This is a genomic window from Tatumella saanichensis, assembly GCF_000439375.1.
Classification (GTDB): Bacteria; Pseudomonadota; Gammaproteobacteria; order Enterobacterales; family Enterobacteriaceae; genus Tatumella; species Tatumella saanichensis.
Genome location: NZ_ATMI01000001.1, coordinates 190,658 through 213,402 on the forward strand (window position 1 = coordinate 190,658; position 22,745 = coordinate 213,402).

19 protein-coding genes and 4 tRNA genes are annotated in these 22,745 nt (G+C 53.9%); 15 read left to right on the top strand and 8 right to left on the bottom strand.

Going from position 1 to position 22,745, the window contains the following annotated elements:
• Positions 1 to 133 precede the first annotated feature (133 nt).
• From lgt to recD, 9 genes are all read left to right on the top strand, one after another.
• The gene (gene lgt / locus DW47_RS0100865; RefSeq protein ID WP_029684431.1) at positions 134 to 1,015 is read left to right on the top strand and encodes a prolipoprotein diacylglyceryl transferase; all 882 of its coding nucleotides are present in this window, start codon (positions 134 to 136) and stop codon (positions 1,013 to 1,015) included.
• A complete protein-coding gene (gene thyA / locus DW47_RS0100870; RefSeq protein ID WP_029684432.1) occupies positions 1,012 to 1,806 on the top strand; it encodes a thymidylate synthase in 795 nt (264 codons plus the stop codon). Before lgt ends, thyA begins: the two co-directional genes overlap by 4 nt.
• A 189-nt stretch (positions 1,807 to 1,995) precedes the next feature.
• Entirely contained in the window at positions 1,996 to 2,454 is a 459-nt protein-coding gene (locus tag DW47_RS0100875) for a prepilin-type N-terminal cleavage/methylation domain-containing protein (RefSeq protein ID WP_161606686.1), read from the top strand.
• Positions 2,454 to 3,011 (top strand): prepilin peptidase-dependent protein, encoded by a 558-nt coding sequence (locus DW47_RS16160; RefSeq protein ID WP_038026914.1) that lies wholly within the window; start codon positions 2,454 to 2,456, stop codon positions 3,009 to 3,011. The genes DW47_RS0100875 and DW47_RS16160 overlap by 1 nt, the downstream gene beginning before the upstream one ends.
• A complete protein-coding gene (locus DW47_RS0100885; RefSeq protein WP_029684435.1) occupies positions 3,008 to 3,457 on the top strand; it encodes a DUF2509 family protein in 450 nt (149 codons plus the stop codon). Before DW47_RS16160 ends, DW47_RS0100885 begins: the two co-directional genes overlap by 4 nt.
• The gene (locus tag DW47_RS0100890; RefSeq protein WP_029684436.1) at positions 3,420 to 3,737 is read left to right on the top strand and encodes a prepilin-type N-terminal cleavage/methylation domain-containing protein; all 318 of its coding nucleotides are present in this window, start codon (positions 3,420 to 3,422) and stop codon (positions 3,735 to 3,737) included. The genes DW47_RS0100885 and DW47_RS0100890 overlap by 38 nt, the downstream gene beginning before the upstream one ends.
• An 86-nt stretch (positions 3,738 to 3,823) precedes the next feature.
• Entirely contained in the window at positions 3,824 to 7,195 is a 3,372-nt protein-coding gene (recC, locus tag DW47_RS0100895; RefSeq protein ID WP_029684437.1) for an exodeoxyribonuclease V subunit gamma, read from the top strand.
• A gap of 39 nt (positions 7,196 to 7,234) precedes the next feature.
• Entirely contained in the window at positions 7,235 to 10,789 is a 3,555-nt protein-coding gene (gene recB, locus DW47_RS0100900; RefSeq protein WP_029684438.1) for an exodeoxyribonuclease V subunit beta, read from the top strand.
• The gene (gene recD / locus DW47_RS0100905) at positions 10,782 to 12,632 is read left to right on the top strand and encodes an exodeoxyribonuclease V subunit alpha (protein WP_029684440.1); all 1,851 of its coding nucleotides are present in this window, start codon (positions 10,782 to 10,784) and stop codon (positions 12,630 to 12,632) included. Before recB ends, recD begins: the two co-directional genes overlap by 8 nt.
• A gap of 44 nt (positions 12,633 to 12,676) precedes the next feature.
• Here the strand turns inward: recD and argA are convergent, their stop codons facing one another.
• The 5 genes from argA to DW47_RS0100930 form a co-directional block, all read right to left on the bottom strand.
• The gene (argA, locus tag DW47_RS0100910; RefSeq protein WP_029684441.1) at positions 12,677 to 14,005 is read right to left on the bottom strand and encodes an amino-acid N-acetyltransferase; all 1,329 of its coding nucleotides are present in this window, start codon (positions 14,003 to 14,005) and stop codon (positions 12,677 to 12,679) included.
• Positions 14,006 to 14,268: 263 nt separating this feature from the next.
• Positions 14,269 to 14,345, bottom strand: a tRNA-Met gene (locus tag DW47_RS0100915).
• Positions 14,346 to 14,373: 28 nt separating this feature from the next.
• Positions 14,374 to 14,450 (bottom strand) — tRNA-Met (locus DW47_RS0100920).
• A gap of 29 nt (positions 14,451 to 14,479) precedes the next feature.
• Positions 14,480 to 14,556 (bottom strand) — tRNA-Met (locus tag DW47_RS0100925).
• Between the two features lie 33 nt (positions 14,557 to 14,589).
• Positions 14,590 to 14,666 (bottom strand) — tRNA-Met (locus tag DW47_RS0100930).
• 199 nt (positions 14,667 to 14,865) lie between these two features.
• On the opposite strand from DW47_RS0100930, the gene mltA reads away from it, so the two are divergent.
• Positions 14,866 to 15,966, top strand: a complete 1,101-nt coding sequence (gene mltA / locus DW47_RS0100935) for a murein transglycosylase A (RefSeq protein WP_051150787.1) — start codon at positions 14,866 to 14,868, stop codon at positions 15,964 to 15,966.
• A gap of 87 nt (positions 15,967 to 16,053) precedes the next feature.
• On the top strand, positions 16,054 to 16,869 hold the full coding sequence (gene tcdA / locus DW47_RS0100940) for a tRNA cyclic N6-threonylcarbamoyladenosine(37) synthase TcdA (RefSeq protein ID WP_029684443.1): 816 nt from the start codon (positions 16,054 to 16,056) through the stop codon (positions 16,867 to 16,869).
• Here the strand turns inward: tcdA and csdE are convergent.
• Both csdE and csdA read right to left on the bottom strand, forming a co-directional pair.
• Positions 16,848 to 17,288, bottom strand: a complete 441-nt coding sequence (gene csdE, locus DW47_RS0100945; RefSeq protein WP_029684444.1) for a cysteine desulfurase sulfur acceptor subunit CsdE — start codon at positions 17,286 to 17,288, stop codon at positions 16,848 to 16,850. The genes tcdA and csdE overlap by 22 nt on opposite strands.
• A 4-nt stretch (positions 17,289 to 17,292) precedes the next feature.
• Positions 17,293 to 18,498 (bottom strand): cysteine desulfurase CsdA, encoded by a 1,206-nt coding sequence (csdA, locus tag DW47_RS0100950; protein WP_029684445.1) that lies wholly within the window; start codon positions 18,496 to 18,498, stop codon positions 17,293 to 17,295.
• 206 nt (positions 18,499 to 18,704) lie between these two features.
• Between csdA and DW47_RS0100955 the strand changes: the two genes are divergently transcribed.
• From DW47_RS0100955 to rlmM, 4 genes are all read left to right on the top strand, one after another.
• Positions 18,705 to 18,932: a YgdI/YgdR family lipoprotein gene (locus tag DW47_RS0100955; protein ID WP_029684446.1), complete on the top strand. Its 228-nt coding sequence runs from the start codon at positions 18,705 to 18,707 to the stop codon at positions 18,930 to 18,932.
• Positions 18,933 to 19,473: 541 nt separating this feature from the next.
• Positions 19,474 to 20,388 carry a transcriptional regulator GcvA gene (locus DW47_RS0100960; protein WP_029684447.1) on the top strand — a complete coding sequence of 305 codons (915 nt, stop codon included), beginning with the start codon at positions 19,474 to 19,476 and terminating at the stop codon, positions 20,386 to 20,388.
• Between the two features lie 37 nt (positions 20,389 to 20,425).
• Positions 20,426 to 20,815, top strand: a complete 390-nt coding sequence (locus tag DW47_RS0100965) for a DUF423 domain-containing protein (protein ID WP_029684448.1) — start codon at positions 20,426 to 20,428, stop codon at positions 20,813 to 20,815.
• Positions 20,808 to 21,911, top strand: coding sequence for a 23S rRNA (cytidine(2498)-2'-O)-methyltransferase RlmM (gene rlmM / locus DW47_RS0100970; protein ID WP_029684449.1), 1,104 nt, complete (start codon positions 20,808 to 20,810; stop codon positions 21,909 to 21,911). The genes DW47_RS0100965 and rlmM overlap by 8 nt, the downstream gene beginning before the upstream one ends.
• 3 nt (positions 21,912 to 21,914) lie before the next feature.
• Here rlmM and xni read toward each other — a convergent pair whose 3' ends face one another.
• Complete coding sequence (gene xni, locus DW47_RS0100975) at positions 21,915 to 22,679, bottom strand: flap endonuclease Xni (RefSeq protein WP_029684450.1); 765 nt, start codon at positions 22,677 to 22,679, stop codon at positions 21,915 to 21,917.
• Positions 22,680 to 22,745: the final 66 nt, after the last annotated feature.

Genomic DNA, 22,745 nt, shown 5'->3' on the forward strand with positions numbered 1-22,745 from the left:
GCTCATGCTCGTTTACAATTAGCAACCTCTGTGCGGACTGCCTGTGATACTATGCGCAACGCTTTGTACAGGAGTTGCCGGTGAAATGGTTTTGCCGGAACAGACATTCAGATAGAAAGAATAATGGTGAAAGATGACTAACGGATATCTTGCTTTTCCAAAATTTGACCCGGTGATTTTTTCTATCGGTCCGGTATCGCTTCACTGGTACGGCCTGATGTACCTGATTGGTTTTATCTTTGCCATGTGGCTGGCAGGACGTCGTGCCGACAAGCCTGGCAGTGGCTGGACACGTAACGAAGTCGAAAATCTGCTGTATGCCGGTTTTCTTGGGGTGTTCCTCGGTGGGCGTATCGGTTATGTGTTGTTCTACAACCTGCCGCTATTCTTACAAAATCCCCTCTATCTGTTTAAAGTCTGGGATGGCGGGATGTCATTCCACGGCGGTCTGATCGGTGTCATTATTGTGATGCTGGTGTTTGCACACCGTACTAAACGTACCTTTTTCCAAGTTTCTGATTTTATTGCACCGTTGATCCCTTTCGGGCTGGGTGCGGGGCGTCTGGGTAACTTTATTAACGGTGAACTCTGGGGGCGTGTGGATCCTAGCTGCCCATGGGCGATGCTGTTCCCGGGATCACGACAGGAAGATCTTGCATTGGTGGTTACCCATCCTCAGTGGCAGCCATTGCTGGATAAGTATGGTGTCTTACCGCGACATCCGTCACAATTGTATGAACTGCTGCTGGAAGGGGTGATCCTGTTTATCATCCTCAACCTGTTTATTCGCAAGCCACGCCCGCTGGGAAGTGTATCGGGTCTGTTCCTGATTGGTTACGGCGCTTTCCGGATCATCGTTGAATTCTTCCGTCAGCCGGATGCCCAGTTGGGCCTGTTTGATGGGGTGATCAGTATGGGACAAATACTCTCTATTCCGATGATCTTAGCCGGTGTGATTGTTATGATTTGGGCTTACCGTAAAAGTCCGCAGAAACAACCGGGTGAAGTAAAATGAAACAGTATCAGGAACTGATGCAGAAAGTGTTAAATGAAGGCGCGGCCAAAGATGACCGCACCGGAACCGGCACCTTGTCGATTTTCGGTCATCAGATGCGCTTCGATCTGCAGCAGGGCTTTCCGCTGGTCACCACTAAAAAGTGCCATATTCGCTCGATCATCCATGAGCTATTGTGGTTCCTGAAAGGGGACACCAATATTGCCTACCTGAAAGAGAATAAGGTGACTATTTGGGACGAATGGGCCGATGAAAATGGCGACCTGGGACCGGTCTATGGCCGCCAATGGCGCAGTTGGCCAGCGGCTGATGGTCGTCATATCGACCAGATCAGCGAAGTGATCCGTCAGCTCAAAGAAGACCCGGACTCACGGCGCATTATTGTTTCCGCGTGGAACGTTGGCGAACTGGACAAGATGGCATTGGCACCTTGCCATGCGTTTTTCCAGTTCTATGTGGTCAATGGTCGTCTGAGTTGCCAGCTGTATCAGCGCTCTTGTGATGTGTTCCTCGGCCTGCCGTTTAATATTGCTAGCTATGCACTGTTGGTACATATGGTGGCCCAGCAATGTTCACTGGAAGTCGGTGATTTTGTCTGGACCGGTGGTGATACGCACCTGTACAACAACCATCTGGAACAGGCGAATCTGCAACTGAGCCGTGAGCCGCGTCCATTGCCAACGCTGAAGATCAAGCGTAAGCCGGACTCTATCTTTGATTATCAGTTCGATGATTTTGAGATTGAAGGCTACGATCCGCATCCGGCCATCAAGGCACCGGTTGCGGTCTAAACGACTCTATTGGTAACGCGAACGGCAGTGCTATCCAGCACTGCCGTTTTTATTTGTGCATCACTCCGCTAAATATTAATTCCCGCTGCAATACACCGCTGCTTTTCCCAAGGCTGCCCGCAGTTTTGCTGCTTATACGTATCCGTCTCTGATGCCTTTTGTCAGACTGCCGACATGATGAAATCCTCCGTGACGAACAGCCAGGGATTCACCCTGACTGAGCTAATGCTGGTACTGCTGCTCACAGCCTTACTGGCGACCAGTGGCCGCTTGATGTGGCAGGATATTCGCCAGCAATTGCAGTTGACGGAAACCGCCACGCAGTTACAACTTTTCCTGATTGGTGTACGGGAATATGCCAATAGCCGTAACCGGGATCTGACCTTGCGGGTGATAACCACCGACAGTGGCTGGTGTGTAGATGCCAGGCCTGACCCGATTACTGCCCCTTGTAACCGCCGCGGGCGTCTGGTGTGGCAGGCACCCTATCCGGATATCCGATTACTGTCGGTAAGCGGTGAGCCGGGGTTCTTTGGCCGCCGTAACTTGGCTCGCGGGGGTAACATTGCGTTTGGGCCAGCACAAGTCCCTTGGCGTATAGTGGTCTCCTCGCGGGCAAGAATACGGATCTGTCAGGAGGCCTGTTAATGAGCAGTGGTAAGAAATGTCCGCAACAAGGGTTCAGCCTGATAGAGATGCTGCTGGCATTGCTGATATGTAGTCTGCTGTTTCTTAGCGCAGCCCGTTTTTTTCCGTGGTTATTGAATAACAGCGCTCGGTTGCAGCAGCAGATTGTTCGCACTCAAGAGGTCAGACAGTTGCTGCTGACACTGGAAAAATACCTGCGTCGGGCGGGTTACTGCGAACAGCCCCCCTGTGTGGGGCCGGCGTTGAGCATCAGCCCGACAGGGGAGTGCCTGTTGGTGCGCCTGCAATCACGTCGCTATGTGGCGGGAGGCGTCTCAGGTCCCCTGATAAACGACAGCTATGGCTTTCGCCTGAATAACGGGCAGATTGAAGTGCGACGGGGGGCCGACAGCTGTGTTGGGCAGGGCTGGGAAAGTCTTACTGACCCGCAGCGGCTACCGATCACGGCATTACGCTTTCAACGTCAGGGGAACCTACTGGGGGTAGAAATTGGTACCGCTAATGACGATAAACTGTCTTTCGCAGAGAGCTACTGGATCCGCGGAGAAAACCTGTGAACGCGCGTGGCAGTTCGCCGTTACTGATGGTGATGATACTGCTACTCGCAGGGGGCGCGGTATTGCAGATTAACGGTAAGTTATTGATGTCCGCCACAGTGAGGATCAACGATGAATACCAGACGCTACAAGGGTTCAGTGATGCACAAACGTCCTTGGCCCAAGGACTGCAACTTCGTTGGCCGCAGCAAAAAGGCTGGCAGTGTCGTCAATTACCCCCTCCCGGTGGCCGAAGCTGCCTGTACCGACAAGGTCTGCAACAGGGCATTTTACGGGGTGAATCTCCTGACGGTGAAAAGGTACTGTGGCGACGGGTTAGCTGGCTGGCCGATACGGATGATGACCAAGCGCAAAGCGGTCGCATCCAGGCACTGCCCGCGGGCTGGAGTGACCTCTGTCCGCTGGCGGATGAACGGTTGTGCCGACCCGCCGGACGCGGGATTTAGCCTAGCAGAATGTCTGGTGGCGCTGGCATTGCTTTCTCTGGGGATGGTGGCCCTCGGTCAATATCACCGACAGCTGGTCGATAGCCTGCAGGTACAATGGGCACACCGTAATACCCTGCTGGCTGCGGCGCAAACACTGATTGGCAAGCCGGTTACCGGCTTTGACAGCCAACTTATCGCACAGCCGCAGCAGGGAGGATGTGTGCTGCTCATCGCCAAGGCTTCAGGTCCACGCGGGCGGCGGGCACAGCTGCAGCAGCTGAGTTGTCCACGACGCTGACGTAATAAGTTACGGCTAACACTTGCAACCGATGGACGAGCAGGTAGAGTGACCAGGCAAAGACGGCCCCCGTCGCAGGAGAGAGTATGTTCAGGGTTTATCATTCAAATCAGTTGGATATTTTAAAAGATCTGACCGCACATATTATCCGGCTGCAGCCCTTAGCGGATCCGCTGACTAAAGAGGTGGTTCTGGTGCAGAGCCCGGGTATGGCGCAGTGGCTACAAATGTCGCTGGCTGAGCAGTTTTCCATTGCCGCCAATATCGAGTTTCCCCTACCGGCTAGCTTTATCTGGCAGATGTTTGTCACCGTGTTACCGGGTATCCCCAAACAGAGTGCTTTTAATAAAAGTGCCATGAGCTGGAAACTGATGGCATTGCTACCGGAGATGCTGCCGCAGAAAGCTTTTGAGCCTTTACGCCACTATCTGAATGATGACGATGATAAACGCAAACTGTTCCAGTTATGTAGCCGCATTGCCGATCTGTTCGACCAATACTTGGTCTATCGTCCTGACTGGCTCAATCTTTGGCAACAGGAGCAGTCTGTTGAAGGCTTAGGGGAGGCGCAGTCATGGCAGGCTCCCTTATGGCGGGCGGTGGTGGAGTACACCCATCAACTGGAGCAGCCGGAATGGCACCGTGCCAACCTGTATGCCCGCTTTATCGAGACCTTAGAAAATTGTGACCAGCCGCCGCCTGGCCTACCGCCACGGGTATTTATTTGCGGTATTTCGGCGCTGCCGCCGGTCTATTTACAGGCCCTGCAGGCGCTGGGGCGTCATATCGACATTCACCTGTTGTTCACCAACCCCTGCCGTGATTATTGGGGTGATCTTCGTGACCCGGCTTTTCTTGCTAAGCTGCAAAGCCGTCAGCGTCAACTGCACCGTTCGCAGGATACTCGACCGCTGTTCCGTGATCCTGCGGGGGCCTCTTCGCTGTTTTCTGAAAGTGGTGAGCAGCAACTGACTCAGCCGTTGTTGGCGTCCTGGGGTAAGCTGGGACGTGACAACCTGTTGTTACTGGCACAGATGGATGCGTTGGATAATGAAATCGATGCCTTCGTCGAGCCGGGCCATGACAACCTGCTGCATAGCCTGCAGCAGGATATTCTGACCCTCGAAGACCACTCGGTAATGGGACTCAGTGCCGAAGAGTATGAAGACTGTAGCCGTCGGCGTCTGCTAGATCCACAGGATGAATCGCTGGTACTGCGGTCCTGCCACAGTCCGCAACGTGAGGTGGAGGTGCTGCAGGATTACCTGCTGTCGCTAATGGAAGCGGACCCGACCCTGAAGCCGCGCGATATTATTGTGATGGTCTCGGATATCGACAGTTACTCGCCATTTATTCAGTCGGTGTTCAGCGATGTGAGCCGTGAACGCTATTTGCCGTTTGCGATCTCCGACCGTAAAGCGACACGCGCCCATCCGGTGATCCAAGCCTTCTTACAACTGTTATCACTACCAGACAGCCGCTTTACCTCTGAAGATATTCTGGCACTGCTGGAAGTGCCCGCATTGGCCCAACGTTTCGCCATCGATGAACAGGGGCTGCGTACCCTGCGCCACTGGGTAGATGAATCGGGGATCCGCTGGGGATTGGATGACAGCAGTGTCAGTGACCTGGCACTGCCGGTCACCGGACAACACACTTGGCAGTTTGGCTTGAAGCGCATGCTACTCGGTTATGCACTGGAAAGTGAGCAGGGCGATTGGCAGGGGATCCTGCCTTATGATGAATCTGCCGGTCTGTTAGCGGAATTGGCGGGGCAGCTTGCCGAACTTCTGTACTGCTTATCGTTATGGCGGCAGCGTCTGCGGCAAGCGATGACCTTGGCGGAATGGCAGCCTTGTTGCCGAGAAATGATCGACATGTTCTTTAGCGGTGATACCGATAGCGAAGCTGCGCTGGCGATGATCGAAGAACAGTGGCGTCAACTGCTAGAGCAGGGCACGGCGGCCAAATATCAGCAGTCGATCCCGGTGACCGTGTTACGGGATGAACTGCGTGGCCGTCTTGATCAGCAACGTATCAGTCAGCGTTTCCTGGCGGGACAAGTCAATTTCTGTACCCTGATGCCGATGCGTTCGATCCCGTTCCGCGTGGTCTGCCTGCTGGGAATGAATGATGGGATCTATCCACGCACCTTGATCCCCTCCGGCTTTGACCTAATGCACCAGTCGCCGCGCCGTGGCGACCGCAGCCGTCGCGATGATGACCGTTATCTGTTTCTGGAAGCTTTTATCTCAGCCCGGGACCGCTTTTATATCAGCTATATTGGCCGCAGCATTCAGGATAATGCCGAACGGCTACCGTCGGTATTGGTCAGCGAACTCTGTGAGTATATTGCCCAGAGCTTCCGTCTGCCGGGCAGTGAAGGGCTTAATGTCGATCAGAGCGCCCAGCAAGTCCAGGCGCATCTACTGCATCAGCACAGCCGTACGCCCTTTGCCGCAGAAAACTTTGCTGCACAGGCCCGCCAGCACAGTTTTGCCGGAGAATGGTTACCGGCGGCGTTGGGCCAAGGGCTGCCGCCATCACCTTTTGTGCAACCGCTCGAGCCCTATGTGACCGAGGAAATCGCTGTCGATGAGTTATTGCGTTTCTGGCGGCATCCGGTAAGGGCCTGGTTTAACCGGCGGCTGGGTGTTAATTACTTAGCTGAGGAAGACCAACTGCCGGATACCGAGCCGTTTGAACTGGATAACTTACAGCGCTATCAGATAAACCGTGAACTGCTCAATACCTTGGTCAGTCAGCAGGACAGTGAACAGTTTTTCAGTCGTCAGCGCTTGGCGGGGCACTTACCCTACGGCGCATTTGGCGCACTGTTTCGCGAAAAGCAGCTTAGCGAAATGCAGGCTATCGCTGCCCGGGTCAGCGATCAGATCGCCGAAACTCGTACCCTAGAGGTCGACCTGCCGCTCTCCGTTCGGCTCACTGGTTGGCTGAGCGGTGTACAGGACGACGGCCTGTTACGTTGGCGACCGGGAGAGTTGAACCACAGTGACGGATTACTGCTGCATATTGAACATCTGATTTGTTGTGCGCTGGGTGAGGGGGGCATCAGCCGGATGTATGGGCGTCATGATAGCTGTTGGCGCTTTATACCGCTGCCTGCTGCCGAGGCGTTGCAGCAGCTTCAAGGGCTGGTGGACGGTTATCTACAGGGAATGAGTAGCCCGCTGTTGTTGCTTAACCGCAGTGGCGGTAGCTGGCTGAAAACCCTGCTGACGGCAGATAATCAGTTAAGTGACGACCCGCAGGTTCGTAGTAAAGCATTGCACAAGCTCGCCGACAGTTGGCAAGGCTCGGTGCTGGTCCCGGGAGAAGGGGACGACCCTTACCTGCAACGTCTGTGCCCGGAACTGACGGAACAGGCGGTTGCTGACATTTGTATGGCCGCTGAACGCTGGTATCTGTCGGTGATCCTTAGCCATGTGCCGGAGTAAGCCACAGATGAGCCTGACTAACCTGATGAGTATTAACTGATGAATGTGCAACAGACTGAAGCCCTGGACCCGTTAGTTCTGCCCCTACAGGGAGAAAGACTGATCGAGGCTTCTGCCGGTACCGGAAAAACCTTTACCATTGGTCTTCTTTATCTGCGCCTGTTACTGGGGCTTGGCGGCGAGCATGCCTTTCCGCGGCCGTTGAGCGTCGAAGAGATTTTAGTGGTGACCTTTACCGAAGCGGCCACCGCAGAGCTGCGTGGACGTATCCGCAGCAATATCCACGACCTACGGGTAGCCTGTCTGCGCCAGCAGGCCTCCGCGACGCCGTTGCCTTCACTGTGGCAAAGCTTGCTGGAACAAATCAGTGACCTGCAACAGGCCGCAGAATTACTCCTGGCTGCCGAACGGCAGATGGACAGCGCCTCGGTGTATACCATCCACGGCTTCTGTCAGCGTATGCTGAATATGAATGCCTTTGAATCGGGCATGCTGTTTGAGCAACAGCTGGTGGAGAACGAACAGGCGCTGCTCAGTCAGGCGGCGGCGGATTTCTGGCGACGTTATTGCTACCCGTTATCTGAACAGGCCGCGCGTGAAGTCCTGAGAGTGTTCAGCGGCCCAGAGCATCTGTTGGCCTCCCTGCAACCTTGGCTACAGGGGGAGATGCCAGCCATTGTTCCGGCCCCCGATGATAACGAAAGCCTGAGTGAGCGGCATGAAAATAACATAGCGCAGATCGCTCGGATCAAGCTGGCCTGGATCGAGGCATCTGAAGATCTTCTGCCACTGATCCAGAATTCGGGGGTGGATAAACGCAGTTACAGTGCTAAGCACCTTCCCAACTGGGTCACCGCCGTCAGCGAGTGGGCACAGGCCCCGGTAGAGGATTATCTGATCCCCAAAGAGCTGGAACGGTTTCGGCAATCGGTCCTCACAGAGAAAACCAAAAAAGGGGAGGTCCCACAGCATCCGCTATTCAGCCAGATAGACGACTTTCTGCAAACACCGCCGGGGCTGTATGACTGTTTGGTCTGCCATGGCTTGCGTGAAATCCGTGTCTCTTTGTCAGCACAAAAACGTCAGCAGGCGTTGCTCAGTTTTGATGATTTACTGAGTCGCTTTGATCACGCCCTCGGCCAACAGGCTGGGCAAGCACTGGCCGCTTCTGTACGTCAGCGCTACCCGGTGGCGATGATCGATGAATTTCAGGATACCGACCCGCTGCAATACCGGATTTTCCGTGCGATTTATCGCCAGCAGCCGGAGACAGCGATGCTGTTGATCGGTGACCCTAAACAGGCTATTTACGCGTTTCGCGGCGCCGATATTTTTACCTATATTGGTGCGCGTAACGATGTCAGCGCACACTATACGCTCGGCACCAACTGGCGCTCTTCCCCGTCAATGGTCAACAGTGTCAACCGGTTGTTTTCCGGTAGCCAGAACCCATTTATCTTCCAACAGATCCCGTTTTTGCCGGTGGCCTCTGCCACCAAAAATCAGTCACTACGGCTGGAGTTTGACGGCGACACTCAACCGGCGATGCGCTTCTGGATCCCACACACCGAAGGGATCAAAGTCAGTGACTATCAGCAGTTGATGGCCCGCCAGGCCGCTGCCGATATCGCGCGCTGGCTGACCGCTGGGCAGCAGGGAACCGCCTACTTTGTCGATGGGCAGCAGCGGCGAGCGGTAACTGCGGCAGATATCACCGTATTGGTGCGCAGTCGTCAGGAAGCGAGGTTGATCCGCGAGGCGTTACAAAATAAAGGTATCCACTCGGTTTATCTCTCCGGGCGTGATAGCGTCTACCAGACCGCGGAGGCGCGGGAGTTGTTGTGGCTGTTACAGGCAATCCTAGCACCGGAGCAGGAGCGTTTACTGCGTACCGCATTATCGACATCAGTCATGGGGCTCAGTGCCGCAGAGTTGGAAGCGATCAGTCAGGACAGCGATGCCTGGGATGCGATGACCGATCGTTTTGCTGGCTGGCAGCAACTGTGGCGTAAATCGGGGATTTTACCGATGCTGCGCCAACTGATGATCCGCCAGCAATTGGCCGAAAACCTACTGGCCTGTGAGGGGGGAGAACGGCGGTTGACGGATATTATGCATCTCAGCGAATTGCTACAAGAAGCTGCGGCAGAGCTGGACAGCCCCCATGCACTGGTACGTTATCTGTCGCGGCAGATCCTGAGGCCGGATCTTAACGGAGGCAACCAGCAGCTACGCTTGGAAAGTGATCGTCATCTGGTGCAGATCGTGACCATCCACAAATCCAAAGGTCTTGAATATCCGCTGGTGTGGCTGCCGTTTGTCGCCGCCTATCGTCCCACCGATGCCGCTCTCTACCATGATCGTGATAGCTTCGGTGCGGTGCTGGATCTGAATAAGCAACCCGACAGTTTGCTCCTTGCCGAAGAAGAGCGTCTTGCGGAAGATTTACGTCTGCTGTATGTGGCGCTGACCCGCTCGGTATGGCACTGCAGTATCGGTATCGCGCCGTTATTCCGTGGTAACCGCAAACTGGAAGGTCAGACTGATCTGCACCATAGTGCCATCGGCTATCTGTTACAGAAAGGGGAAGCACTGACCGCTGAGGAGTTACGTCACTGTTTGGCAGATATTTGCGATAACGACATTGCCGTGCAGATCACCGAAGACAGTGATGTGCCGTCGTTTAGCGATAGTCGTCCGGCGGACCCGCAACTGAGTAGCCGCCGGGTCACACGGACACTGAATGATTTCTGGCGAGTGACCAGTTATTCGGGGCTGCAGAAACATCACAGCAGTCGCTGGTCAGAGATGATGCCTGGCTTTGATATTGATGCGGCGGGAGAGCAGCAGTCCGCCGAGCCTACCGCACTTACCGCCCATGATTTCCCGAGGGGCGCTGGCCCCGGCACCTTTATGCATAGCCTGTTTGAGCAACTGGATTTTACCCAACCGATAGATGAAGGCTGGCTGGCAGAGCAGGTCGCCGCTTACGGTTATCCTGAATATTGGGTGCCGGTGCTCAGTCATTGGTTGACCCAGGCGTTGAGCACGCCGCTGTCTGATCAGGGACTGAGCCTGTCGGCACTGTCACCGCAAGAGATGCTGGTGGAAATGGAGTTCTATCTGCCTATCGGCCAGTTACTGCAACCGCAGGCCCTCAATGCCATGATGCAGCAGTATGATCCGTTATCGGGTCAGGCCCCGGCGGTGGATTTTCACCAAGTAAAAGGCATGCTGAAAGGCTTTATCGACTTGGTGTTCCGCTGGCAAGGGAAATATTATTTACTGGATTACAAATCTAACTGGCTAGGGGAAAACAGTGACGCTTACACCCCAGAGGCCATGGCGCAGGCGATGATCGACCATCGCTACGATATGCAGTACCAGCTGTATACCCTGGCCTTGCATCGCTATCTGGGCCACCGTATTGCCGATTACGATTATCAACAGCATTTCGGGGGCGTCTATTACCTGTTTCTTCGCGGGATGGGGGGCGAGTCCGCAGGCAATGGGGTGTTCTTCACCCGTCCGCAACCGGAGTTTATTCAACAGTTAGACCGCCTGTTTACCGGCACAGAGGGTGACCATGAGTGAGTTTGAAACGTTACTGAAACAGGCGCAAGAGCTGCAAATGTTCCGTTCCCTCGACCTACGCTTTGCGGAACTGGTAGAAGAGGGGCACAGTGCTGCCCGACGCCTGGCGGCGGCGTGTGTCAGCAGCAGTACCGGTGAAGGCCATGTCTGTTTACCACTGTCGCTGTTATCACCGCAGGAGCTATTTTCAGGCCGTCAACAGATGCTGGCCGAAGCATTATGGGAGGCTGCTGAGGCACCCCGCACCGCAGCCGGATGGCTTACGATGCTCGAAGGCTGGTCAGCCCTGAGCCGCGACGCTCAACCAGCACCGTTGGTACTCTCTGCGGAGAAACTGTACCTGCACCGTATGTGGTTCAGTGAGCGACAGGTCGCCGATTTTTTCTCAGCCGGTCAATCCTCAATCCCGGGGGATGCGGGGCAGGTCCGGCAGGTTCTTGACCGGCTGTTTGGCGCAGAGGGAGATAACGGGCAAAAGGTTGCCGCCGCCGTGGCACTGACCCGTCAATACTCGGTGATTTCCGGTGGTCCGGGAACCGGTAAAACCACCACGGTTGCCCGGCTACTGGCGGCGTTATTACTGCTGGAACCCACGGCGCTGCGTATCCGCATGGCAGCGCCTACCGGTAAGGCCGCGGCACGTTTGACGGAGTCTTTAGGGAAAGCCCTACAGGCGCTGCCGGTTGACGCCTCCTTAAAAGCCCGTTTTCCCGCGGAAGCGACCACCCTGCACCGTCTGCTGGGGGCCCGTCCAGCGACCCGTAAGTTACGTTATCATGCCGGTAACCCGCTGCACCTGGATGTATTAGTGGTGGACGAAGCTTCAATGGTCGACCTCACCATGATGGCAGCGCTGACAGCAGCGCTACCGCCCCACGCTCGGGTGATCTTTCTTGGTGACCGTGACCAGTTGGCTTCGGTGGAAGCGGGGGCGGTACTCGGTGATATTTGTCGTAATGCCGAATATGGTTACAGCGCATCCCGGGCGGCAGAGCTAAATGCCCTGACCGGTGCTAGCCTTACTGGTAAAACCATTGCCGAGGCACCGACGGTGCGGGATAGCCTTTGTCTGCTTCAACACAGTTACCGCTTTGATGCCAATTCGGGTATCGGTCAATTGGCGGAGGCCGTTAATCACGGAGATGTCCGTCGTGTGGAAGCTGTCCGTCAGCAGGGGTTCGGTGATATCCGTCTGTTACCGCTCTCCTCGAAGGAGCAGTGGCAGTCAATGCTAGAGGATATCAGCGCTGGGTATGCACCAGTGTTGGAAAAGGTGAAACAGCGCTGTGATGCAGCGGAAATACTGCGAGAGTTCGGTCGTTACCAGTTACTCTGTGCGTTGCGGGAAGGGCCGTTTGGGGTCAACGGGCTTAATCAGCGTATCGAGCAGCGTCTGCGCCAGCAGGGACGTTTACCCCCAGTAGGAGGGGCGGCTCATCTCTATCCAGGACGGCCACTGATGATCACCCGTAATGACAGTTCGCTGGGACTATTTAATGGAGATATCGGTGTGCTGCTGTTTGATGATCAACAACAACTGAAAGCCCACTTTATGTTGCCTGATGGCAATATTAAAGCGGTACAGCCGAGCCGTCTGCCGCCCCATGAAACGGCTTGGGCGATGACCGTCCATAAGTCGCAGGGGTCCGAGTTCGAGCATACCGCGCTGGTGTTACCGGCACAGTTCAGTCCAGTGTTGACCCGAGAACTGGTTTACACGGCGATCACCCGTGCGCGTCGGCAGCTGACCCTCTACAGTGATGAGCAACTTTTCAGCCGGGCGATACGTTCCCGCACCCGCCGACGTAGCGGATTAAGTGAACAACTGCGCAGAGAAACCTGAGTCTACTTGCAGAGGTCCCATTGTTAGGGACCTTTGCGGCAGGATCACACTAGGCTTAGCATCAGCACTTTAGAGCGACGCTGATAGTTGTACATTTTCTTTTTCGTTTCCGGCAGGGATTCGATGTCCACCGGCATAAATCCGCGTTCTTGGAACCAGTGGATACTACGGGTCGTCAGGACGAAAATTTTCTCAAGCCCCATGGTTTTTGCTTGCTGACAGATATGCTGCAGCAGCAATTCTCCCCGTGAAGAACTGCGGTATTCCGGGTGGACCGCCACACAAGCCATCTCACCGATTTTCTCATCTGGGAAAGGGTAGAGTGCGGCACAGGCAATAGTGAGATTATCGCGAACCACCACGGTGAACTTACTGATCTCCATCTCCAGTTGTTCGCGAGAGCGGCGTACCAAGATCCCTTGTTCTTCCAGCGGACGGATCAGTTCTAGGATACCGCCAATATCATCGATAGTGGCTTTACGGATCTTCTCGGCAGACTCCATTACCACCTGGGTACCGATACCGTCACGGGAGAACAACTCCTGTAACAGGGTTCCGTCTTCCAGATAACTGATCAGGTGACTGCGCGGCACTCCGCTGCGGCAGGCTTGGACCGCACCGCGTAGGAATCGTACTGTACCTGATAGGTATTCACCTTGTCCGGCAAAATGATCAATATGCGCTTGCGCTTGGTCAGGAAACATTTCGGAAATGATGCGACCATTTTCATCACTGACGCCCTGTTCGGAACAGAAACCGATCATTTTTTCTGCTTTCAGCTTAATGGCGACCTGAGTGGCAATCTCCTCAGAGGTGAGGTTAAAGCTTTCACCGGTCACTGAGACCGCTACCGGCCCGAGCAACACGATGGCATTGTTATCTAATTGACGATGGATCGCGGCATGATCAATGCGACGAATGCGCCCGGAATGGCAGTAATCGACCCCGTCATCAACACCCAATGGCTGGGCAATAATGAAGTTACCGCTGACCACATTAATATGAGCACCCTGCAACGGCGTATTGTTGAGACTCATGGATAGACGGGCAGTAATATCTAACTGCAGTCGACCGGCGGCCTGCTTTACCAGTTCCAGAGATTCCGCATCGGTGACACGGGTAAATTTATGGTAACGCGGCTCTAGGTGGTGGTCGGCCAAGTTAGCATCAATCTGTGGGCGTGCTCCATAAACCAGTACCAGACGGATGCCGAGGCTATGAAGTAATCCGATATCGTTCACAATGCCGGAGAAGTTAGCATGTTCGATCGCTTCTCCACCCAGCATAATGACAAAGGTCTTGCCGCGGTGGGCATTAATGTAGGGGGCGGTATGACGAAAACCCTGAACTAATTCGGTACTACGTTCCTTCACAGCAATCTCCGGGTGAATTGTTATTCGCTTTTTATGTATTTTTATTCTTTTATGCAGGCCATTGCAAGTCTGATTGTTAAATAACCTTACTTCACTCAGGGCACAGGGAAGGCTTCGGTAAGGGTGAATACTGTACAGAGGACAGGGGAAGGCGGGAAGATCACCGAGAGAAATACCTGGTTGCGAGCCAGTCATAAAGGAAGATTGCTGGATAACAGGCATAAAAAAAAGCTTATCAAAAAGATTTTGATAAGCTTTCTTATTGGTTGCGGGGGCCGGATTTGAACCGACGACCTTCGGGTTATGAGCCCGACGAGCTACCAGGCTGCTCCACCCCGCGTCCGTGCTGTTACTGCTTTATATTGTATTGGTTGCGGGGGCCGGATTTGAACCGACGACCTTCGGGTTATGAGCCCGACGAGCTACCAGGCTGCTCCACCCCGCGTCCGTACAGATACTATTTCACATTATAATTGGTTGCGGGGGCCGGATTTGAACCGACGACCTTCGGGTTATGAGCCCGACGAGCTACCAGGCTGCTCCACCCCGCGTCCGCGATATTACTGGTACTGCTTAATGTGAATTGGTTGCGGGGGCCGGATTTGAACCGACGACCTTCGGGTTATGAGCCCGACGAGCTACCAGGCTGCTCCACCCCGCGTCCGTGGATGCGCACTATACTCTCCATAGCTTCTGATGCAACCCATTTATGAAAAAAAAGTGAAAAATCGCTATAGGGTGCTGGTTTTTGCGCCAGTTTTCTTTTTTTATGTAAATCAGAGGCGTGCATCCTGTCGACGATTTAAATCTGACCCGGCCTCTGCTATCTTCGCCTCAGATAACTCAGCGAAGGCAACCTAATGAAAGGAAAATGGGCGAAGTATGCACTGACGGGTGCATTTCTGGCATTACTGGCCGGATGTTCCTCAAAACCCACAGATCGCGGACAACAATATAAAGACGGCAAACTGGAACAGCCTTTTGCTCTGGTAAATCAGCCTAATGCGCAGGGGACGCCGGTGAATGCCCGCGACTTCGCCGAGCAGGTCCGGCAGATCCAGGGGGCGTCTTCTGGGTTGTTCAACCGCAATAGCACCACTTACCGGGCCATTGAACACTGGCTGGTGGCAGGGGGAAATACTCGGCAACTGCGGCAGTACGGCCTGAATGCTTGGCAGATGGAAGGTACTGACAATTACGGTAACGTTCAATTTACTGGTTATTATACCCCGGTGATCCAGGCCCGTTATACCCGCCAGGGCGAGTTTCAGTATCCGATCTACCGGATGCCGCCGCGTAAACGCGGGTACAAATTGCCAAGCCGTGCAGAGATTTATGCGGGTGCCCTGAGCAATCGTTATGTCATTGGCTGGAGTAATTCATTAATCGATAACTTTATGATGGATGTTCAAGGCAGTGGTTACGTTGATTATGGTGACGGACGGCCTTTGACCTTCTTTGGTTATGGCGGTAAAAACGGTTGGGCTTATCACAGTATCGGTAAAGAGCTTATCGATCGTGGGGAAGTGAAACGCGAAGATATGTCGATGCAAGCCATCCGTGACTGGGCGCAGCAGCACTCTTATACAGAGGTGCGTCAGTTACTGGAAACTAACCCGTCGTTTGTGTTCTTTAAACCGGAAGAGTACACCCCAGTTCGTGGCGCCAGTGCAGTGCCTTTAGTAGCTAAAGCCTCGGTGGCTGCCGATCGGGCACTGATCCCACCGGGTACCGTTTTACTGGCAGAAGTGCCGCAATTGGATAATAAAGGCAAGTTTAACGGTTCCTATAAAATGCGTCTGATGGTTGCCCTAGATGTCGGTGGGGCAATTAAAGGACAACATTTCGATATTTATCAGGGGATTGGGCAAGAAGCTGCCCACTTGGCTGGTTTTTATAATCACTATGGGCGCGTCTGGGTGTTAAAATCAGCCCCCGGTAGCGGGCTGATAACCCGTTAAGGTTGTTACTGAACATCCGCTGAACGACAGTAAAGCCAGCCTCCCGAGGCTGGCTTTGTTTCGGTGGTGAGAGAATAAAGAGGAATTATGCCGGAAGTGACTGAAGCCTGGCGTCAGCGGTTTGGCGGTACAGGTAGGCTGTATGGCCAGCAGGCGATGAAGTGGTTTGCAGATGCTCGGTTCTGTGTGGTGGGGATCGGTGGGGTGGGTTCCTGGGCCGCCGAAGCCTTGGCCCGTACCGGTATCGGCCAGATCACGCTTATCGATATGGATGATGTCTGTGTGACCAACACTAATCGCCAGATCCATGCATTACGTGGCCATGTGGGCCAATCAAAGACAGCGGTCATGGCAGAGCGACTACGGCAGATCAATCCGGAGGCGGAAGTGGTGGCGATTGACGATTTTATCACCCCACAGAATGTGGCGCAGATGCTGGACCAAGACTTTGATTATGTGATCGATGCGATTGACAGTGTGCGGCCAAAAGCGGCGCTGATCGCCTATTGCCGACGCAATAAAATTCCGCTGATCACCACTGGTGGTGCTGGTGGCCAGATTGACCCCACGCAGATATCGGTGGTGGATCTGGCGAAAACCATTCAGGATCCGTTAGCGGCTAAACTGCGTGAGCGGTTGAAATCTGATTTTTCGGTAGTAAAAAACAGTAAGGGAAAACTGGGGATTGATTGCGTCTTCTCGACCGAGGCGTTGGTTTATCCTCAACCGGACGGATCGGTATGTGCCTCACGCAGTACCGCCGAAGGCCCTAAACGGATGGATTGCGCCGCCGGTTTCGGGGCGGCCACCATGGTGACCGCCAGTTTCGGCTTTATCGCAGTGTCCCACGCACTGAAGAAATTTATTGCCCGCAAACAGCGTCAGGCAGACAGCGCCGCCTGATGGATCGCCGCAGCCAAGGCTTCTAGCCCTTGGCTGCGGCTCGCACTGAGCTGATCTTGCAGCCCTAATGTGGCGAATATCGCCAGTTGATCGCTGTGTGTAATCTGATCGGGGGTTTTTCCTTCACTGACCGTCAACAGTATGGCCAGCAGTCCTTTCACAATTCTTCCTTCACTGTCGCCGTAAAAATGCAGTCGTCCATCGTCCAGTCGCTGGCAGCCGAGCCATACTCGGTTTTCACAGCCGCTAATTTCGATCTCGGCGCTCTTCAATGCGTCCGGCAGCGGCGGTAATTTTCGACTGAGTAGCATCAGCTGGCGGTAACGCTCTTCCCAGTGGCTGAACGCGGAAAATTCCTGTAACAGGCTGGCTTCAGTGATTTGATCGCCAAAAGGATGGGGGGCAATAATGGCACTCATCGTGTTACTCACTTAACAAAGAAACTGCCGTGGTGACGGCATTCACCAAGGCATCAACGTCTTGGGCATTATTATAGGCCGCAAAAGAGGCCCGTAAACAGCCATCAGGATAGCCTAGGGCGGCCATCAGCGGCTGGGCGCAGTGTTGGCCCGCGCGGATAGCAATATTCTGCTCTGCCAATAGGGTCACAATATCGGCCGGATGAATACCGTCAACCGTAAAGGAGAGCAGTGAGCTGTGCTGCTGACGAAAACTGCGGAACCCCGGCAGTTGTGCCAGACGCTGTTCGGCCTGTTGCGCCAGTGTCTCACTCCACTGTGCCGCGGCACGCAGATCGATCCCCTCGAGAAAATTAAGGGTTGCGGCAAAACCACAGACGCCGGCAATGTTGGGTGTCCCTGGTTCGAGGCCCTGTGGAGCCGGTAGGGCACTGAATCCGTCAAAGCTGACCTGGTCGATCATCTTGCCGCCGCCCAGCCAAGGTGTCATCTCATCCAGACATCTTGGGCTGACATAGAGCACGCCAAGCCCGGTCGGTCCATACAGCTTATGGCAAGAAAAGGCATAAAAGTCGGCTCCCAGTGTCCGCATATCCACCGGCTGATGGACGATCCCCTGGGCTCCATCCACCAGCACCCGTACGCCAGCAGCCTGGGCCGTGGCAATAATGGCGGTTAAGTTCGGCATTAGGCCGGTGACATTCGACATCTGACTGATTGCCAACAGCCGAGTGCGGGGGGTCATCAACTCAGAAAGTTGCTGTTCATCCAAGCATCCGTTGGCATCTGTCGGCCACTCGCGGACCCGAGCGCCATGCGCCTGTGCCACCATTAACCAAGGGATCAGGTTAGCGTGATGTTCCATCCCAGTAACCAAAATTTCATCGCCTGGTTGCAGGCGGGGTGCCAGCCAGCTATGAGCAACTAAGTTAATCGATTCAGTTGTGCCTTTGGTCCACAGTACCTGTCGAGCATCTTCGGCACCGATAAACCTAGCCACCTGCTGGCGGGTATGTTCATACTCGGCGGTAAGTTTGCGGGCCTGACGGTGCTGACTGCGGTGGACCGTGCCAGCACTGTGGTAAAATTCCGAAATAGCGGTGATCATTGCCTGCGGTTTTAATGCTGTCGCAGCACTGTCGAGATAGACATCATCACCGGTCAGGGCAGGGAACTGTTGCCGGAAAGCCGCGGCATTAAAACCATTCATAACATTCTCTTGTCAGATAAATTTAAGATAAGACTGAAATCAAACTGGCCGCTGGCAAATAGCAAAATTTGTCATATGCTTTATTGGCAGGCTTCAAACACGTAACAGCATGATGTTGATGACCCCAGTCTATAGGGTACAACACGGACTGCGTTCGCGCAGGTTAGCTGACAGTTTAAGGTATTCTTATCTGTAGGAGTAATAAAATGAAAAAACAACTTGCAGCAGCATTCGCCGTTTCCGCTCTGGTTTTCACCCTAGCAGGCTGTTCCTCTAACTACGTGATGCACACCAATGATGGTCGTACTATCGTAGCACAGGGCAAGCCTTCAGTGGATGATGATACCGGAATGATTGTCTACAAAGACAGCAATGGCATTAAACAGCAGATTAACCGCGCTGACGTGAAAGAAATGACAGAGATGGGTCAGTAATCTCCCTGTTTTCTGGCAGCTGTGAGCCTTCATGGCTGCCTTTCCTCCCAGACTTTCCTGTATTTCCTCCCCTTGGCTTATTGCTTAATTATGCCTTTATTATCACTGCTTATGCATAAGTAGGATCTATCCCAAAAAAACGCGCAAACGATTGGCTTTCGGATAAGCTGGCTTTATTACAGGCTGTCCTGCGTTAGCTTCCTACAGCAGCATAATCTTCGGCATTGAATATTTTAGGCAAAAAAAAGCACCGCTAGAAGCGGTGCTGAAAAAATATAAACTATGGACAGACAGGGTATATCACAGGAAATAAATCAGGTCTGAACAACAGACCAAATGCAAACACAACATCACCACCCAAAGCCAAAAGCCACTGATATGAAGGGTCAGTCGCTTTTCGTTCCGGCTCAGGAAGTGCGTGAACTATAGGTATTTGCTGGCGCTTCCTCAAGGGACAATTTATAATGCCTCGGATAAAAAAAACTAATGCCTGTTGGCGATAGCCGTCAGGTCTCTTTCGCTGATATCTCCGGGAACAGAAATGTCGAAACGCCTTCCGCCGTTAAATGCCCTCAAAGTCTTTGATGCCGCGGCCCGCCACCTGAGCTTTACCCGAGCTGCTGAAGAACTCTTCGTGACACAGGCTGCTGTCAGTCATCAAATTAAATCTCTGGAAGATTTTCTGGGACTGAAACTGTTTCGCCGTCGTAACCGTTCATTGTTATTGACCGAAGAGGGGCAGAGTTACTCGCTGGATATTAAAGAGATTTTCGCCTCGCTGAATGACGCGACCCGCAAATTACAGGCACGCAGTGCCAAAGGGGCCCTGACGGTCAGTCTGTTGCCGAGTTTCGCTATCCAGTGGTTGGTGCCCCGGCTCTCCAGTTTTAATCAGGATTGCCCGGGTATCGATGTGCGTATCCAAGCGGTGGATCGCGAAGAGGACAAGTTAGCAGACGATGTGGATGTGGCCATTTTCTACGGTCGTGGTAACTGGCCGGGCCTAAGAGTTGAAAAACTGTATGCCGAGTACCTGCTGCCAGTCTGCTCGCCAGCGCTGCTGGCCGGTGAACATGCACTGAAGAGTCCGGCGGATCTGGTGAACTTTACCTTGTTACATGATGCCTCCCGTCGCGATTGGCAGAGCTATACCCGGCAATTGGGTTTGGGAGAGGTCAATGTGCAGCAGGGACCGATTTTTAGCCATACCGCTATGGTGTTACAGGCGGCAATCCATGGCCAGGGTATTGCGTTGGCGAATAACGTCATGGTGCAGAGCGAGCTGGAAAGCGGGCGGCTGGTGTCGCCATTTACCGATGTTTTAGCCAGTCACAACGCTTTTTATCTGGTTTGTCATGACAGTCAGGCAGATCTGGGTAAAATAGCCGCTTTCAGGCAGTGGATCCTGGCAAGGGCTGCCAGTGAGCAGGAAAATTTCCGCTTCCGTTATGATTAGCAAGACACAACGTCGCCAAGAGGATGAGGGATCCATTATGTCCAGCCGTAGCAAGTTACTCTTTGTGGCGATCAGCGGATTTTTGCTGGTAGCTTTTGGGGCCTTTGGTGCCCATGTACTCAGTAAAATCCTTGGTACTCAGGAGATGGCGTGGATCCACACCGGGCTTGAGTACCAAGCTTGGCATACACTGGCAATCTTGGGGTTATCCTGTATTCGGCCAGCCAGCCGCTGGTTTGAGCGTAGTGCCGGGTTATTGGCATTAGGTGTGGTGTTATTCAGTGGCAGCCTGTATGCGCTGGCGCTGACACACCTGAAGTTTTGGGTATTTATTACGCCGCTTGGAGGTCTATGCTTCCTGGCGGGATGGTTATTGATGTTGATTGGCGCTCTGCGTCTGAAACAAAGGGCAGACTGCCATGAATAAAGTTTTACTCTATTGTCGTACTGGGTTTGAAAAAGAGTGTGCAGCGGAGATTACCGCCCGTGCCACCGCACTGGAAGTGTTCGGTTTTGCCAGGGTGAAAGATAACTCTGGATATGTGATCTTTGAATGCTATCAGTATGAAGATGCTGACAAGCTGATCCGTAGCATCCCGTTCCAGTCGTTGATTTTTGCCCGCCAGATGATTGTAGTCGGCGAATTACTGCGCGATCTGCCGGCCGAGGATCGAGTAACACCGATCACCGGTATGCTGACCGGGGCGGTGGAGAAGGGCGGTGAACTGCGCGTTGAAGTGCCGGATACCAACGAAGCCAAAGAGTTACTCAAATTCTGCCGTAAATTTACTGTGCCGTTGCGGGCGGCACTGCGTCAGGCCGGGATCTTGCTGAACTATGAAAGTGCAAAGCGTCCGGTGGTGCATGTCTTCTTTATCGCTTCCGGTACCTGCTATGTGGGTTATTCCTACCCAGAGAATAACTCGGCGCTGTTTATGGGGATCCCGCGGCTCAAGTTTCCAGCCGATGCCCCAAGCCGCTCAACGCTGAAATTGGAAGAGGCTTTCCATACCTTTGTACCACCGGATGAGTGGGACGAACGCCTGGGCAGCGGCATGTATGCCGTGGATCTGGGGGCCTGCCCGGGGGGCTGGACCTATCAATTGGTGAAGCGCAGCATGATGGTCTATGCCGTGGATAACGGTCCTATGGCCCCGTCACTGATGGATACCGGGCAGGTTATGCATTACCGCGAAGATGGTTTTAAATTCCGTCCACCGAAAAGTAACGTGACTTGGCTGGTGTGCGATATGGTGGAAAAACCGGTTCGGGTCGCCTCGCTGATGACTGACTGGCTGGTGAATGGCTGGTGCCGCGAGGCGATTTTTAACCTCAAGCTGCCAATGAAAAAGCGTTATGAAGAAGTGACACAAAACTTGCAAATGATGCAGGAGCGGCTGACGGAAAATGGGATTAACGCGCAGATCCAAGCGCGCCATCTCTACCACGATCGTGAGGAAATTACCGTGCATGTGCGCCGTATCTGGGGGGCTACCCCTGGCCGTCGCGATGAGCGTGACTGAGGGTTACTCCCCGCTCGGTTGATAACGTAAGCTGCTTAAATTGCCCTGTAAGTCCAGACCGGTAGCCAGTGTGGCAACCTGTCTGGACAGCAGGGCAATCTGTTCTGCCCCTGCCAATTTTTTCTGCCATTTCTCTGGTAGCTGTTCATTGTGCTGGAACACCGCTTCCAGACTGCCGTACTCGGTGATCAGTTCCGCCGCACTTTTAGGCCCGATACCGGCCACGCCTGGGATTTTACTACTACTGATGCCACACAGTCCCCAATAATCGGGTAATTGCTGCGGCGTGACGCCGTATTGCTGACGGATAAAGGGGACATCCAGCCAACGTTTCTGAAAGTAATCCCGTATCCGAATGTCCGGCGCCAACAACTGACAGTAGCCTTTATCGGTCGAGACAATGGTAGTCTGATGCCCCGCCTGTGCCATTTTCGTCGCTAAGGTCGCCGCCAGATCATCCGCTTCGTCTTTGTCGGCATGCCAGCAGCGGATCCCTGACTCGGTGAACAACTGCTGTAACTCCGGCATCATCTGACGCAAATCGTCTGGCATTTCTGCCCGTCCGGCTTTATAGCCGGCCATCAACTGATGACGCCAACCTTCACGCTGCTGGGGGTTATCAAACACCGCCACCACATGGGTCGGTTGGCTATGTTGCAGCAATTGATGTAGCGCAGAGCGGATACCGGTGCGGCATTGGGTACCCTGTACGGCATGGATACGGCGGATTAGGTTAAGGGCATCGATAATCAGTAAGTGCAAAGTCATCATGGTCGGCAGGTCAGGGGAAACGCGGTTAGTCAGCAGAGAGTTACCGGCATTACGCCGGTAACT